We start from the raw sequence: 14753 nt of genomic DNA on the forward strand, positions 1-14753 counted from the left end.
ACCATTAACTATAATAATTCGTAAAAAATCACTTATCAACCCTGTTTTCCTTTTTCGGTACAAATATCATTCGTTTTTTAAAATCAAAAAGACGATATCCACTTGGGATATCGTCTCACATCTCATTCAGGAAAATACTTTTTGTTCCCACTCCCGGCATTGCGCTTTCCACATCGATTCCACAGGTTTCTCCTTTTGCAACCATTCCAGCGGAATGCCCAGATTGACGAGTCGCCCTTGAACTGTCACCCGTGTTACACCCGCTGGGAGCACATTCCCTGTTTCCACCAGACGAGTAAGATCTGAGAGTTGAAGGACTGGATGCCGAAAGAGCACCGCCTCCCGTAGCAATGAAACATGTTCCCCCCGAACCCGCCGAACGGGTCCGGCTTCACTGTAAGTGCGTACCAACCGATGCCATACTTCCAGTTGCTCTTTCATGGAAGGATGGTCCCCTGACGGACCAAAACACCCCTGTGTTCCTTCAGCGGTCTTCCACTCGATTTGATAGATGTCCTCTCGCTTTCGTCCGACCCAGGAACATTCTGGATCCATATGAAGCTCTTTCATCCACTTTCCCATCTTGACGACATGATCCCAAGCTCCTACCGTTACGGCCATCGGATGGACCACTTGCACAGGAATCCTCTGACAGCCCAGCCGAACAAGAGATGCATACCGATGGGCTCCATCAAGGACCATACATTCCCCGTTGGACAATTCCATTCCGATAATGGGGTTCCATAGGATTCCATCCTTTTGGATCTGTTGACAGGTCTTCTCCAGTCTCTCTGCTTCATGTTGTTCATGCAAACGAATCCGTTCGGTTTCCACCAACTTCAGGGACATCAGAATTCCCCTCCCACGTGTGCCAAAGGAGATGCAAGTCGAAAATAATGTTGTTCAGGATGCGGATGACTTAAGAAATCATGATGAGAGATCGACCAACCGTAGGCACCTGTGTTGTGAAACAATAAAACATCTCCAACCCGAATCCTGGAAACAGGGATATCATGAGCCAAAACATCCTTGGGTGTACAGAGCTGACCGACCACTGTCACAGGTGAATCGACGACTTCTTGTCTTGGGAATGGATAATCCCATCGTTCGACAGGGACGACTTCAAAGGGATGACTGTACTGCCATGAAACAGGAAGACGAAAATGGTGGGTCCCTCCCCGAATCACGGCATAATGTTTGCCGTGGTTTTGTTTGAGATCCAGAACTTCCACCGCATAGCATCCACACGTTGCGGTAAGATATCGACCGCATTCAAATTGAACCATCTCCAGGGTATCCGGAAGTCCCTGTTCCAGAGCGGTTAATGGAGGGAGGAACCGATCCCAGTCAAAGGACTGCTCTGGATGGAGCAAGTCAACTCCTATTCCGCCTCCCACATTCAGGACGGTTACCTGGATACCAAGTTCCTTTTCCCAGGCGAGAATCTTGTTTACATACAGATGGAGCAGTTGGATATGGCGCTCCACATCCAGATTGTTGGACAGAGAGTGGAAATGGAAGCCTTCCAGTTTCACTCCGTCCAGTTCTTGTGCAAGTCGAACGGCCTGCGGAATCTCTTCTTCATTGATCCCAAATTGTGTGGGTCGACCGGCCATATGCAGGGTGGCGGAGGGAAAGGGTCCCCTTAAGTTGACGCGCAGAAGAATGGGCATTTGTGCCTCTTGTTTTTTGGCGATCCATGCCACCCGTCTCAATTCCTGTACACTTTCCACATGAATGCGTTCCACACCCAGGCGAATCGCCGCTTCGATCTCTCCGTCCGTTTTGCCGGGCCCTCCGAAAATGATGGGAAGATTTCCTCCTGCTTCCTTTGCCTTTTCAACCTCTCCAAGAGAAGCGACCTCAAAACCATCGATCACAGAAGAGAGAGATTTTAGGATCTCCCTCTCCGAGTTGGCCTTCATCGCATAATACATACGAAAACGACCGGGCAAGGAAGATACAACCTTCTGCGTATGCTTTTCCAAATGATCCAAGTCATACAAATAAGCGCATATCGGCTCATTATCTGCATGTTTTCTGGCATCAATCCAATCCTTGAAACGGGCGTTCATGCCTGACCCTCCCTCTCCATACTCCTTTTCATCGTTTCAAGGTGAGAGCGTACAGCCCGAAACGCAAGGCCCCGTTCCTCACCCAGCACAAATGCCCGTACGCCCCGCTCCTTCCATGTCTGAATATCTTCTTCCAATCGGGGGATCGCACAAAAGGGAACATCATGCTGAACAGTCTGATCATGTATTCGCTGAAGAGCCTCCCGGACCATGGGATGACGTGTTTGCCACGGTATCCCAAAAGATTGGGATAAATCAGCCGCCCCTTCCAATACCATATCCACACCGTTGACGGAAAGAATGTCATCCAGATTCTCTACCCCGACTCTATTTTCAATCATGGGGATCACCATTACTTCGCGATTGGCTAGGTGAATATACTCCTCCAGATTGATGATTCCAAATCCTGGAACCCTCCCTCCATTCAGACTCCGCATCCCTTCCGGAAAGTACCGCGATGCCCGAACAACATCCTCCACATCCTTTCCACTATTCACATGAGGAACTACCACTCCTTGCGCCCCGGCATCCAATGCACGCAGGATAGAACCAAATGCTGTATCCGGTACACGAACCAGCGGAGTGATGTTTCGCGCTTCCGCCGCACGAATCATGTTTTCCAGTGTCTCCGGATTGATCAGGGTATGTTCCGTATCGATAATTACAAAGTCATAACCTGCACAGGCAATGATCTCCACATGCACCGGAGATGGAATGGAACAGAACAATCCCCATACGGTATGGCCATTGTCCAGCTTTCGTTTCAGCTCATTCCGTCTCAAGACTATTTCCTCCTTCCTTAGAAGTAATGCGGGCCAGCGGATTCCGAACCTGATGAACCCGAAGTTCCGTTTCCTGAAACAGACGACGCTTGGTTAACTGCTCCACCTCCACTTTGGATGCAAACAGGTCAAACACCTGAAAACGGGGGGCTAAATCGGAAAACCGCTTCTGATACTGATCCACAGTTTCCCGTACCATCTTCCAAAACTGTTCTTCCTTCAAGTCGTATGCATCTTTCAAGAATATCGACAGCTCCCCCAGGTTTACAAAAAAGAACGCATCCAGCATAAAGTCAGCCACTTGCTGCGGATCTTCCGCTTCGATAAAGGAGTTGCGGTTTACTCTGGCATGCGCTTCCGGTGTGGCAGCCAAGTGAGGCTGTTCTTCCGGATGGGTCAAATGCTTCGTGCAAAAGCGGATTCCATCGTGAAAATCCTTTAGTGCGATCCGCTCCGGCACTCCATTTCGATGGATCAACACCATGTTTTGTGCGTGTGCTTCCATGCCGATCCCATAGGCATACAACAGATGGAGGATAGGGGGCACAGCGGTTTCCAATACCGCTTTGGTCCATGTCACCACTCCCTGGTCGCGAACCCAAGGATCGATCAAAGGCACACCGTCCACATCCTGTTGACACAGACCATTAAAAGGAACTGCTTCCTCATCAGGAAGAAGATACGTATGAAGACTCTCCCTCCATATCGCACTGAAGGCTCCATAAGTCCGATCTTTCACTGGGGCAGAAACCGGCCACTGACATACAGCTCCCGCTACCTCCCCCAACAAAACCAACCGACATTGCTCTCGCAGATAATCATCCCTTTTTAAAATTTTGTGCAACCAATTCGTAATTTTCGGTGCATTTTCCACTGTATGAGGCGCCAGCACACGCGATGTGGAAGTGTTAAGAATACTGAGTGACAGTTTAACAGACAGCCGTTTGGGATGAGTCACATTTGCAAGTGTGCGAATGGATTGCTGAGGGCGGTATATATCCTGAGAAGGTCCCAGGTATAAGATATCTCCCGTTTGCAGGGCTTGCTGGTAATGGATAGCGATTATATGCTCCCATTGCCAGGGATGGACAGGGATTGGCACGTAGCCCTCCGGATCTTCTCCCATCCCATCGGCCGCAATCCGCAGTTCGTCTTTTACCATGCCTGACAGGGTATACAGCCGCTCTTCAGAAGAAAGGTGATCGGTAACGATCAAATGGGCATGCTCCCTCCGGACCGCCAGCCAAACGGGACGGATGTCCGGGAGAAATTCAGGTCCATATGAGAGATGGTCATTCAGAGCAAATCCAACCCGTGATTTGTAGGAAGGGTGATAAGGATGCCCATCCATCAACTCCCCTTCCAGGTCATCATACTTTTTGTCCATCACGGTTCGGCATTCAAGCCTTCGGATATATTGACAAAGGGTATCTTTTGTCCATGTCTCTTCCAATTCTCTTGCAAATTGATTGAGCCGCTCTGGATCAGCCCCCATCCCAGCCTGCATTTCTTCCAGGAAAAGGGGAAGAGAAACCGCTTCTTCATCCGCTCGAACAAGTGGTGAAACCAAGCGAATCCGATCAAATGAGAAACGTCGCTCCCCTTGACACCGATAGACCACACAATCCCCCGCCCGGTTCCGCCCTTTCATTTCAAAGAGCAAGACACCTTTCTTCTCCTGTACGGTTGGGGTCAAAACACCTTCATAAATTAAGCTCTCCACCAGTTGTCGAAACAGGCGTCGTCGAACCTGGACGGCTTCTTGAGACTGAAAAGCCCGAATCATCCAATCTGTCGGATTCTGGGTCTGTTTCATTCTAGTTGTCATCCTCCTTTGCCTCCCGAATCGGATTGCGAATCCATACATAATCCGGTCGCTCTCCACGCTCGCAAAAGCAACTGATCAGGTTTGCTTTTGCCGGCAGTTGAAAATTGTCTAGAAGATCCTCCAAATAAGGATGTGCTTCTTTGCTCCACTCCTGTTTCCAGTCCAACAGCCGCTTTCGAACAACCTTCCACAGCCCTCTTTCATCGATCTGTCCGTGATAAGAAAGAATATGAATAAGATGACCGATATGATTGGTTAGAACATAGTATTTCATCCGTTTCCACGCTTCCTGGTCGTCATAGAGAACCGGGCTTTCCGGAGAAATGGCGTCCGCTTTTCCCTGTTCCCAAGCCCTTTCACGACTGATGCTGACACCCTCCATATCCCGAACCCAAAACTGAACCGGCCAACCCTCATCCAATTCTACAAGCGCATTTTGCACATGGGCTTCCAAACTGATCCCATCCTGTATCCACGCGTTTAGAATCGGTTGAAGCGAAAGAGAGAGATAGGCATCCAACCATCTCTGAATCAATGAAGGAGATAGCTCTCCTCCAGCTCTGCGGACAGCCTGAAGCAACCAGGGTTCCTGATCCGGCAACTCCTCCAGAAGGGAAGCCACCACCCACGGGGTACGACCTTTCTTTACAAAAGGATGTTCACGAAACAGTACAGCAGTATCTTCTGCCCAAGATGCAATCCGTCGATATCCCCAGTCCAACAGCACTCCAAAGTGGGGATGGTTCCAATGCTGTCTCCGATCTGCAATATATTTACCTGCGTCCAAGGTTCTGCTCACATGATCCGGAGGGTTGGTTCGGTAGAAATTGGTGATCTGTACACGGAGAGGGAGCTTCCAAGCTGTCGCAAACCCCGGATCACAAACCGTCCGAACGGAAGACGTCGGATACACGGGGTCCCCCAAAGGTCCCAAATCAACCACTTCGCCAGCTTGAACGCGTTCCTGAAACCATGTCTGTCTCAAAAGATACCGAGCTTGCCATGGATGAAGAGGCAGAAGTGGATAGCCTCTCTTTTCCAAAGTCAGTTGAGCCATCGCCTCTTCCCGAACAGCTTTGGGAATCGGCTCATCTATGTTATGGAACAGCTTTTCTTCCTCCAAGTAAGCCGGATGAACGGCGAAATAATGCAGCATAAACTGGGCTCCCAGCTCAGGGGCATATCGCTTTAGATCTTTATGGGTAAACCCCTTTGAACTTTTGGGTGTCGGATGAAAGGGATGACCCATCAACAGCGCCTGTTCCGCTTCTCTTCCCCCTTGACCCCAATATCGAAGCGAATGTTGCCGTTGTTGAAGATACAAGTCCGTTTTCTCCACGCTGTTTTGAATCTGGCGCAGGAATGGTTCCACCCGTTGTGTCACATTCTCCCCTTCGCGAGCAATCGCCCACTCTTGCAACAGGTTTCGCGCCAACTCTTCAACGGAGTTTACCGGTTGAATTCCCTTCTCTGTCTTCAACCAAAAATGTTTTCCATACCGATGATGTCCCATGAAAGAATAGTGGGAGAATGTCCCAAACAACCTTTTGCCACTTTTCGGCAATTCCAGCAAGAAAGGCTCTTCTCCTCTCTCAACACAAATCCGCCACTCACCCGGAGCTTCATCGGAAACATCTCCACGGACGCGTGGATCTGGCTGTTCCGTTTCTCTGAGATAGGCATTAAGCAGACGCATCACGGCTCCCCGTTCCGCAGTTGGGGAACAGTGTACCGGTGTGTGATTCTGTTTCATTGATTCCCACCTTTCTTATAACTGATCATTCACTTGCTGAACCGAACCCTGCCGGGTCTTTAATCGAAACAAACGGAAGAAGTCTGAGCGATATGGGCGGACGAGGGGGAGCATCAGCAGAGCGGCCACCATAAACAGTCCACCTATAAAAACAAAGGCAAATTCGGCTGATAGCCAACTGGAGATCCAAGCCGTGGAAAAGGAGCCGATTACTTGACCGAGAACCAAAAAACTGTTCGTTACCCCGATGGAGGCTCCCCGCACTTCCTCCCCGGAAGATTGAGATACCTTCATAAACACGGCAGGCAGTAAAGCCCCAAAACAAAAGCCTTGTACCATCCGCAGTGGAATCAACCAATAGAGATGATCCATTCCCATTTGAAGACAAATGGAAAGACCGCAAATCATCGAGGCAAGGAAAAAGTTTTTCTCCAAAGAGGATCGATCGTTGCGCCGTCCCCACCAAAACCCGCCAAACATCGTCATCCCCCAGGTTAATGCCTGCAACAGTCCCACCCAGGTCGCTGCATAGTCAGGTGAGTCAGATAACTCCTGGACAAGCGGAGCAAAGACGACAACCAAGCCGAACACGCCTGCTTTTGCCAACATCCCCGCCAGAATCAGCATGCGGGAACCGGAATTTCTCAGCAACCGGAAAGACACGTCCCACAGCGACACATTTTCCCCTTTTTTTTCTCGTCTGCTGTGCGGGTCAGACAATGCCCAAACTGCCCAGCATCCACTGACAGCTGTCAATCCCCCCATCAGCAGAAGCAAGCTCCGATATCCCAACAAATCTGCCAACAGACCACCCAGGAGCGGACCGGCCAGGGACCCAGCCGCCGTTGCTCCCTGGAAACTGCCAAAGGTGCGTCCCTGTTTTTCCGCAGGAGCTTCCGAACTGGCAAAGGCAGCCGCGGCATCCACCACTCCACCAAAAGCTCCCTGTATCAACCGAAACAGAAGCAGATGCCATGCCGTTTGAGCAAAGCCCATCAGAATCATGCTGGCGGACAGACCGAATACCGCCCGAACCACCATCCACTTTCTTCCCCAACGGTCCCCGACCTTTCCCCACAATGGAGAAGCCAGAAATAATGTGATCGCAGGGGCGGACAAGCAAAGACCTGTCCACCAATGATTTTCACCACCAAACACACCTAACGTTTCCAAATAGAAAGGAAGCAGAGGAACCGCCACGGTCAAACCGGCTGTGGAGATAAACTGTGTCGCCCACAATACGCGGAAATTGCGTCGGCGTCTGAAGGCTGGACTCATCTTCCGGATCTCTCCTGCCGAATGACTGCTGAAGTCAAGGGGTTGGGGATGCTCCCCATTCCTGAGGGCATACTCCCTCCTCCTGTTCCCTCCCTTTGAATCAAGGGGGTTAGAATCGTTTTAAATGGCCAAGTTTCCGTATGAAGCAAGATATCCCGGAAGAATTCGGATACGGAAAAAGCCTCCTTATCAATCACCCTTTCGATCGATTCACGAATTTCCCGCCAAAAGACTTCCTCTTCGATCTCCCAATCCCGACTCCAAGCATCCGCGATGGCAAACAGGTTGACTTGGATTCCTAACGTCTGAAAATAAGCCAACAGTGCTTCTGGATCAGGGAGAATGAGGGTATTGGGCGTCCCAGGCTTAACCGTATACTGGGGAGGTTGAATTCCAGCAGCCTTCATCCAAGGCGGATAAATCCGTAACGTATCGTGATCCCGCAAGACCATTTTCTCTGGAACCCCCTGACGGAAGATCCACAGGACATTCTGACCATGCACCTCAGGCATCACTCCCCAAGAAGCAAAACGGAGAACCATCCGGATCAGTCCGTCGCAGATGGAGCGAAACAGTCGCAAAACGGATGTCCGATCATGAATCGGCAAGCCCAAACGATAAATGCTGCCTTGTACCGCCAATGCAGACATGGGAACAGGAAACACCTCGGAGCCGTTTAGCAACCCTTCGGGGTATCGACGGATCTGGGCGGCAAGATGTCCTGGACGGTCTTCAAACAAATCATCGCGAGATGAGTGAAATGCACACCAATCCCTTTCATCACACAGCTGAACCAATAGCTGCAATACCGGATCTTTACGAAGGATTTCTGTCATTGTCGCTTGTGCTTTTGAACCGTTTTCCAGATAACGGGGTGGCAGAATGCGAAGAGCACTTAGGGAACCAACACCTAATGACAGTTTGAGGTGTACCGTCTCCGTTGACTCAGGAATCAATGTACGCAATGAAGAAGTCGCATGATAAGACCCGATATCATCAAGCAGAGGAAGGATTATACCCTGCTGAATCTCCTGTTTGAACAAAGACCCCAGGATATGATCTGACTGCCATGGATGGAGGGGTACGGGAACCCAATGCTCCCTGGATATTCCTTTCCTCCTCATCTCTTCTGCCACTAGATGATCGGTATCGGGAGGAGACAGGAGGGTATCCATCCGATCCCCTTCTCCACCGGTTCGGATGTGATCCCGACGAACAGCGATCCAACTCAGGCCAAACGATTGGCCAAACTCCGGACTGTATGTTTGGTAATCTTCATCTGTCCACCCGGTTTTCGCCCGTGCCGTGGGATGGAAGGGCCGATCCCGCATGGAAGCCAATCGCTCTGTCCATAAAAAAGACCAGGGACGAGGGGAGGATTCTTTAAATTGCTGCCATGCCTTCTGAGCCAGACCTTGATGTTGCACGGCCAGCTGAAGTTCATTCAAGAACCCCTCTCCATTGGGAAATGGCCCCTTTTGCTGGAGTAAAAGACGGAGCAATTCCACGGCATCAATCTGTGTCACTCGATCTTTCTCAATCAGCAGAACGGGAAGACGACTAAATTCCAATTGCTTGCGGATCGGGGAGCGTACCACCCGAAAGCGGATTTGTTGATCAGTCGACACCCGGTATTCATACCAGGATTCCCCTTGCTTTAAATCTCCTTCCCAAGCAACCGGTTCATCCAACAACCTCCCCTTTTCTGCCAACCCAAACAGATCTTCCACGAACATCGCGTTGATGAGATCCTGGAGGATGTGAACGGAATCTTCTTGGACTGCAGCATCCGTCCGTTCGGCCTCCCCTGATGGCAACGTCATCCGTTCTCCCTCCTTTCAATCAGTACAAATCCAGCCATGTCCCAACATTGTGGTCCAACGCATTGTAGTAGAGGTCCTGTGCACAGGCAAGATCTTCAATCGCCATCCCCATCGGATTCAGAAGAATGATTTCATCCTCTGATTCCCGTCCAGGCTTGTCCCCGATTACGATTTCACCCAACTCCGCATACAGTTGTTCGCGGGAAAAACGTCCTTCCATCACCAACTGATGGATCACTTTTTTCTCCCGGTTACTCTGCTCCCAGTCATCAACCACGACTTTGTCCGCTTTTAGGAAAACCTCTTTTTCCACATCCATAATGGAAACATTGCTTACAAAAGCCCCTTTCTGCAACCATTCAAAGGGAATATAGGGCTGATCCGTCACTGTACAGGTAACCACAACCTCTCCCGCACGAACGGCTTCCTCCGCTGAATTCCGGAGAACCACTTCCACTTCCGGGGCTCGCTTTCGCACATGGATAGCCAGATTTTCCGCCACTTCGCTGGAAAGATCATAGAGATGAACCCGACGAATGTTAGGGAATTGCTCCAACAAAGAGGAGACTTGCATTTGAGCAATCGCTCCACATCCGATACATGTCAGATCTGTAAAACCTTCTTTGGCCAATAACCGAGTCGCCACCACCGTTACCGCGGCCGTTCGCATTCCGCTGATCAGCCCCCCTTCCATCACAGCTACAGGATAGTTGCTTTCCGGATCATTCAGTACAACCAGTGCGCTCGCTCGATCCAATCCCCGTTGAGCAGGGTTATCATGCTTGCTTCCTACCCATTTCAATCCGGAGATGGAAGGATCATTCAAATGTGCCGGCATGGCGATCAGTCGATCAGCGATATGTCCATTGGAACCGGATGCCCGCAAATATGGCTTTAGCGGTTGAACAAACGCCCCCTGTGCATGAAGCTTGAACGCCCGTTCCACCGAGCGAACATACAGGTCTGAATGTTCTCCTCCCAACCGCAACAAATCACTTCGGTTTAAGTACAAAATTTTAGGATCATTCGGTTTTTGATTTTCCATCTGCATTTACACCCTTTCTCTCACCATCAACTGAGGCTCATCTGTTTTCTCGTCCGAAAGCTGTTTCACCCAATCATCGTTGTATACAAGATCCAAATATCGGTCTCCCCGATCAGGAAACAGTGTGAGAATCCGACATGGACGGGGGAGTGCAGGCAAATATTTTTGAATGGCCGCAACAATGGACCCCGATGATCCGCCAGCAAAGATCCCTTCCTTTTCCAAAAGTTCCCGGCAGCCCCAGGAAGCCTCCAAGTCACTCACATAGACCACATCATCGATTTCCTCCGGTGACAGAAGTTCCGGAACCCGACTGGAACCAATTCCGGGAATCTCTCTCTTGCCGGGGGGCCCTCCAAACAAAATGGAACCTACAGCATCCACAGCAATGACTCGGATCGAAGGGAAATGTTCCCGCAACTTCCTTGTACAACCCAAAAGACTTCCGGTGGTACTGACAGCAGCGAAAAAAACATCCACCGATCGGTTCAGCTGTCTCACCATTTCCGTCGCTGTTCCGTTGTAGTGTGCCTTCCAATTGTTTTCGTTGGCATACTGATTAATCCAGTAACTGTCCGGAATCTTATGTAACAATTCTTTCACACGGCGGATTCGTGACTGTAGATATCCTCCGTTTTCATCTGGTTCCTGAACCATTTCCACAGTAGCCCCCAACTGCCTTAAAATCCGTACATTGGTCTCTGTTGTTTTGGGGTCCACCACACAGGTAAAAGACAAACCCAGTATCCGGCAAGCCATTGCAATGGCAATGCCCAAATTTCCGGAACTGCTCTCAATCAAATGAGCCCCGTGTGGGATCGTTCCATTCTCTATCCCCTGTTCAATCATGTAACGGGCTGTCCGATCTTTCATACTTCCTCCCGGATTCATCAGCTCCAGTTTGGAAATCACCTGAAGCTCTTTTTCAGGAAAAAGGCGATCCAGTGAAACGAGCGGGGTGTTTCCCACACAATCAAGAATGGAGCTTTTCACCTCACCACTCTCAGCCGTTGTATCGGTGATCATTCCCATCCCCCTTGTACTGATAATGATTATCATTGTGCTTGTCGTATACCAATGTAAATGATAATCATTATCATTGTCAATGTTTTTTTATAATCCTTTGCAAAAATTTCTTTTCCCCTTAATAAAAAGGAAAAAGCAAAAGAAATCCGAAACGCACTTTTGCATTTCAGGATATTTCTCTAGCAAAAATTACGAAACACGAAAGGATAACGTGCCTACGGGTGATTCTTTTATAGAAAATACATTAAAAATTAATATGGGATTAACCCAACCTTATTCTGTTCAGGATATAGTAGAAACCAGCGGTAACCCCCCTTTGCAATATTTAGCTACTTTGGTCCATCCCGATATTTGACAGGGGGATGGACCCTTTTCACTTTCAGTGTTAAGCAAAAAAGACGCAAGATTTGATATAATGGGATATATACGCTGTCCAAGGGGGGATCTTTTGTGTACCATATAACCGTCTTTGATCAAGAAGGTAGCAAGCTTTTTGACGAACCGATTTCTGCAACAAATGATCCGGAAGCAAAAGAAAAGGGACATGCCATTTTAAAGGAAAGAGAATACCAACAATATCCATACCGAATTGTACATGCCTCTGGTCGGTTGGTTGAGTTCCAAAGCCACAAGGGAAAAGCTGCAAGCGCTTAATTGGATGCATCAATGGAAAAAACCGGGGAGATCCCCGGTTTTTTCACACACAGAAAGGAAGTCAGGACTCAGGATGGAATAAGGCGACGGACAAATGCTTCCGTCTCCCGTTTGATCAGCTCCTTATCATTGTCCAATGTGGCAACATGATAGGAGTTTTCCAGAGAAACGATTTTTTTGTCCTCACTCTTTATCTGGTCATAAATGAACTGGGAATTATCCGGCGGAACCAGATGATCTTCGGTAGAGGCGAAAATCAGAGCCGGACATTGAATCGCCGACAGCTTCTCCCTGGTAAGGTTCATAAGTTGAAGCAATTCCCGAACAGATTTCAATGGAAACTTCTCATAAGCCAGCTCCTTCACTCCCTCCGCCTTAATATCTGAACCGATGGCATCCAGGAAGCGGGGCTCCTCCATTTGGGCCACTTGTTCCATTTGCTCCATCTGAATCGCTGCATTAATCAGCACCATACCCTTTGTATCCGGGAATCGATGGGCCAGATGAAGCGCCAGTGTCCCGCCCATTGATAAACCGACAACAAAAATATGTTTACATGATTCCTTCAACTTCCGGTAACCAGCCTCTGCCGATTCCATCCAATCCGCATGGGTGGCTGTTTCCATATCTGTATAGTGAGTACCGTGACCTTTGAGCCGAGGACCACAAACAGTAAATCCGGCTTTGGCCAAATGCTCTCCCAGCTCCCGAACACTCTGGGTTGTTCCAGTAAATCCATGTTGAACGAGAACGCCAATTTCATTTCCCGGAAAATAAAAAGGCTCTGCTCCCTTCATGACTGAATGTTGCGTCATGGAATCCCTCCTTCTGATCACTGCCTAAACTGATTCCACCATCCATACATAAAATCCTTCTTAAGCTCCTTTATTCTCCATTTCCTTCTTTGCTCTCTTTTCCATTAGATAAATATTCCGAATATAATCGTCCGTCTCTTCTTTTACTTCCTTGCTCATCAATAACAAGGCAATCATATTGGGAACAACAATCATCGCCAGCAAAATATCAAGGAACTGCCAAACAAATTTCAGTCCTCCCACAGCCCCCGCGTACATGGAAAGAATATAGATGAGTCGCATCCATTTGGAAAATGTTAAACCAAAAAGATATTCCGCCTGTTTTTCACCATAATAGATCAAGACGCCCACTGTAGTCATCACAAAGACCAGCAGAAAAACAGAGACAAAGACGCCCCCCATCTCTGCTCCCATCAGTTTCCCAAAAGCCATGGGAACGGCACGTGCCAGATCTCCTCCCTGCTCCACCTGGTTCCACGTGCCGGCAGTCAGGACGGCCAACCCACTCATCGTGCAGATCACCAACGTATCCATGGTAACACTGCACACTCCCCACAGTCCCTGACGTGATGGATGATCCGTCTGGGCGGTTGCATGAGCAATGGAAGCCGTCCCCATCCCTGCTTCATTGGAATAGGCTCCACGAGCCATTCCCCAGCGAATGGCCAGAATCACACTTGCACCGGCAAAACCTCCAGTGGCGGAAATCGGCGTAAAGGCATGGATAAAGATTTGTCCCAGTACCATCGGGAGGCGATCCAGATGCATCAGGATCACGCCCGCCGCACCCAATAAATAAATCAGAACCATGGTCGGAACGATTTTTTCTGCCACTTTCCCGATCCGTTTGACTCCTCCAAATACGACAACCGCCGTTAGAATCGTCACAATCAAACCTGTTACCTCTACAGGCCATCCAAAGGCACTTTTCACCGTAGAAGAAATGGAATTGGACTGAACCATGGAACTGGGGATTACCTCCAGCATCAATCCAAAGGCGAATAAAACCGCCAACCATCGCCAGCCCAGCCCCTTACGGATGTAATACATGGGACCGCCGACAAACTCTCCCTCTTTATTTTTCTCCCGATATTTCACTCCAAGGACAATTTCACTGTATTTACTGGCCATACCGAGCAGAGCCACCATCCACATCCAGAACATCGCTCCGGGCCCGCCGATTGCAATCGCCACACCCACCCCGACAATATTGGTTGCCCCTGCCGTCGATGCCAAGGCGGAAGTAAAAGCCTGAAACGGGGTTAGCGTTCCATCCAGGTGATCTGTTTTTTTGAAAATCCTTCCTACTGTCTGAGACATGGCATGAACGAAAAAACGAAATTGGAAAAATTTCAAACGTAGGGTGAGAAAAATCCCGCCTCCCAGCAGGAGAATGATCATCGGTGCCCCCCAGATCCATTTCGAGAGGACCTCCACCCAATGATTGACAACATCCACGAGCCTCGCTCCTTTTATAGGGAATACATCATCATTTTATGGTAGTATGCAGATTTTTATTTGTCAAATTTATCTATAAAATCAGATAAATAAAGAAACCTCTGAAGAATATTTTCCTCAGAGGTAATATTGACCGCTCCCCATGCGTAAACGCAGGGGATTCCTGCGAACACCAGTCCAACGACCCGTTATCTTTGCAGGCTCTACCCGTGGGCC

At 49.2% G+C, this 14753-nt stretch carries 12 protein-coding genes; 1 reads left to right on the forward strand and 11 read right to left on the reverse strand.

Annotated features, from left to right (window positions below; translation table 11 throughout):
- Positions 1-126: 126 nt before the first annotated feature.
- From FN782_RS14565 to sbnA, 9 genes are read right to left on the reverse strand one after another with little or no spacing between them, the layout of a single operon-like run.
- Positions 127-849, reverse strand: a complete 723-nt coding sequence (locus tag FN782_RS14565) for a ParB N-terminal domain-containing protein (protein WP_142506530.1) — start codon at positions 847-849, stop codon at positions 127-129.
- Positions 849-2075: a type III PLP-dependent enzyme gene (locus FN782_RS14570; protein ID WP_142506531.1), complete on the reverse strand. Its 1227-nt coding sequence runs from the start codon at positions 2073-2075 to the stop codon at positions 849-851. The genes FN782_RS14565 and FN782_RS14570 overlap by 1 nt, the downstream gene beginning before the upstream one ends.
- Positions 2072-2857, reverse strand: a complete 786-nt coding sequence (locus FN782_RS14575; RefSeq protein WP_142506532.1) for an HpcH/HpaI aldolase family protein — start codon at positions 2855-2857, stop codon at positions 2072-2074. Before FN782_RS14575 ends, FN782_RS14570 begins: the two co-directional genes overlap by 4 nt.
- A complete protein-coding gene (locus FN782_RS14580) occupies positions 2844-4685 on the reverse strand; it encodes an IucA/IucC family protein (protein WP_246064974.1) in 1842 nt (613 codons plus the stop codon). The genes FN782_RS14575 and FN782_RS14580 overlap by 14 nt, the downstream gene beginning before the upstream one ends.
- Positions 4675-6438: an IucA/IucC family protein gene (locus FN782_RS14585; RefSeq protein WP_142506533.1), complete on the reverse strand. Its 1764-nt coding sequence runs from the start codon at positions 6436-6438 to the stop codon at positions 4675-4677. Before FN782_RS14585 ends, FN782_RS14580 begins: the two co-directional genes overlap by 11 nt.
- Before the next feature lie 15 nt (positions 6439-6453).
- Positions 6454-7716 (reverse strand): MFS transporter, encoded by a 1263-nt coding sequence (locus FN782_RS14590; RefSeq protein WP_142506534.1) that lies wholly within the window; start codon positions 7714-7716, stop codon positions 6454-6456.
- Positions 7713-9539, reverse strand: coding sequence for an IucA/IucC family protein (locus tag FN782_RS14595; RefSeq protein WP_142506535.1), 1827 nt, complete (start codon positions 9537-9539; stop codon positions 7713-7715). The genes FN782_RS14590 and FN782_RS14595 overlap by 4 nt, the downstream gene beginning before the upstream one ends.
- 19 nt (positions 9540-9558) lie before the next feature.
- Positions 9559-10584: a 2,3-diaminopropionate biosynthesis protein SbnB gene (gene sbnB, locus FN782_RS14600; protein WP_142506536.1), complete on the reverse strand. Its 1026-nt coding sequence runs from the start codon at positions 10582-10584 to the stop codon at positions 9559-9561.
- Positions 10585-10590: 6 nt separating this feature from the next.
- On the reverse strand, positions 10591-11610 hold the full coding sequence (gene sbnA / locus FN782_RS14605) for a 2,3-diaminopropionate biosynthesis protein SbnA (protein ID WP_142506537.1): 1020 nt from the start codon (positions 11608-11610) through the stop codon (positions 10591-10593).
- Between the two features lie 450 nt (positions 11611-12060).
- On the opposite strand from sbnA, the gene FN782_RS14615 reads away from it, so the two are divergent.
- A complete protein-coding gene (locus tag FN782_RS14615; protein WP_185956343.1) occupies positions 12061-12264 on the forward strand; it encodes a YhzD family protein in 204 nt (67 codons plus the stop codon).
- A gap of 68 nt (positions 12265-12332) precedes the next feature.
- Here the strand turns inward: FN782_RS14615 and FN782_RS14620 are convergent, their stop codons facing one another.
- Both FN782_RS14620 and FN782_RS14625 read right to left on the reverse strand, forming a co-directional pair.
- Positions 12333-13079, reverse strand: coding sequence for an alpha/beta hydrolase (locus FN782_RS14620; protein WP_142506540.1), 747 nt, complete (start codon positions 13077-13079; stop codon positions 12333-12335).
- A gap of 60 nt (positions 13080-13139) precedes the next feature.
- Positions 13140-14537, reverse strand: coding sequence for an alanine/glycine:cation symporter family protein (locus FN782_RS14625; protein ID WP_246064975.1), 1398 nt, complete (start codon positions 14535-14537; stop codon positions 13140-13142).
- Between the last annotated feature and the right edge of the window lie 216 nt (positions 14538-14753).

Origin of the sequence: Melghirimyces algeriensis (genome assembly GCF_900182565.1) — a bacterium.
Taxonomy (GTDB): Bacteria; Bacillota; Bacilli; order Thermoactinomycetales; family DSM-45169; genus Melghirimyces; species Melghirimyces algeriensis.

Excerpts from the sequence above, each read along its gene's own strand:
- FN782_RS14565 (WP_142506530.1), bottom strand. The coding sequence starts at position 849 with ATGTCCCTGAAGTTGGTGGAAACCGAACGGATTCGTTTGCATGAACAA.
- FN782_RS14570 (WP_142506531.1), bottom strand. The coding sequence starts at position 2,075 with ATGAACGCCCGTTTCAAGGATTGGATTGATGCCAGAAAACATGCAGAT.
- FN782_RS14580 (WP_246064974.1), bottom strand. The coding sequence starts at position 4,685 with ATGACAACTAGAATGAAACAGACCCAGAATCCGACAGATTGGATGATT.
- FN782_RS14585 (WP_142506533.1), bottom strand. The coding sequence starts at position 6,438 with ATGAAACAGAATCACACACCGGTACACTGTTCCCCAACTGCGGAACGG.
- FN782_RS14590 (WP_142506534.1), bottom strand. The coding sequence starts at position 7,716 with ATGAGTCCAGCCTTCAGACGCCGACGCAATTTCCGCGTATTGTGGGCG.
- FN782_RS14595 (WP_142506535.1), bottom strand. The coding sequence starts at position 9,539 with ATGACGTTGCCATCAGGGGAGGCCGAACGGACGGATGCTGCAGTCCAA.
- sbnB (WP_142506536.1), bottom strand. The coding sequence starts at position 10,584 with ATGGAAAATCAAAAACCGAATGATCCTAAAATTTTGTACTTAAACCGA.
- sbnA (WP_142506537.1), bottom strand. The coding sequence starts at position 11,610 with ATGATCACCGATACAACGGCTGAGAGTGGTGAGGTGAAAAGCTCCATT.
- FN782_RS14620 (WP_142506540.1), bottom strand. The coding sequence starts at position 13,079 with ATGACGCAACATTCAGTCATGAAGGGAGCAGAGCCTTTTTATTTTCCG.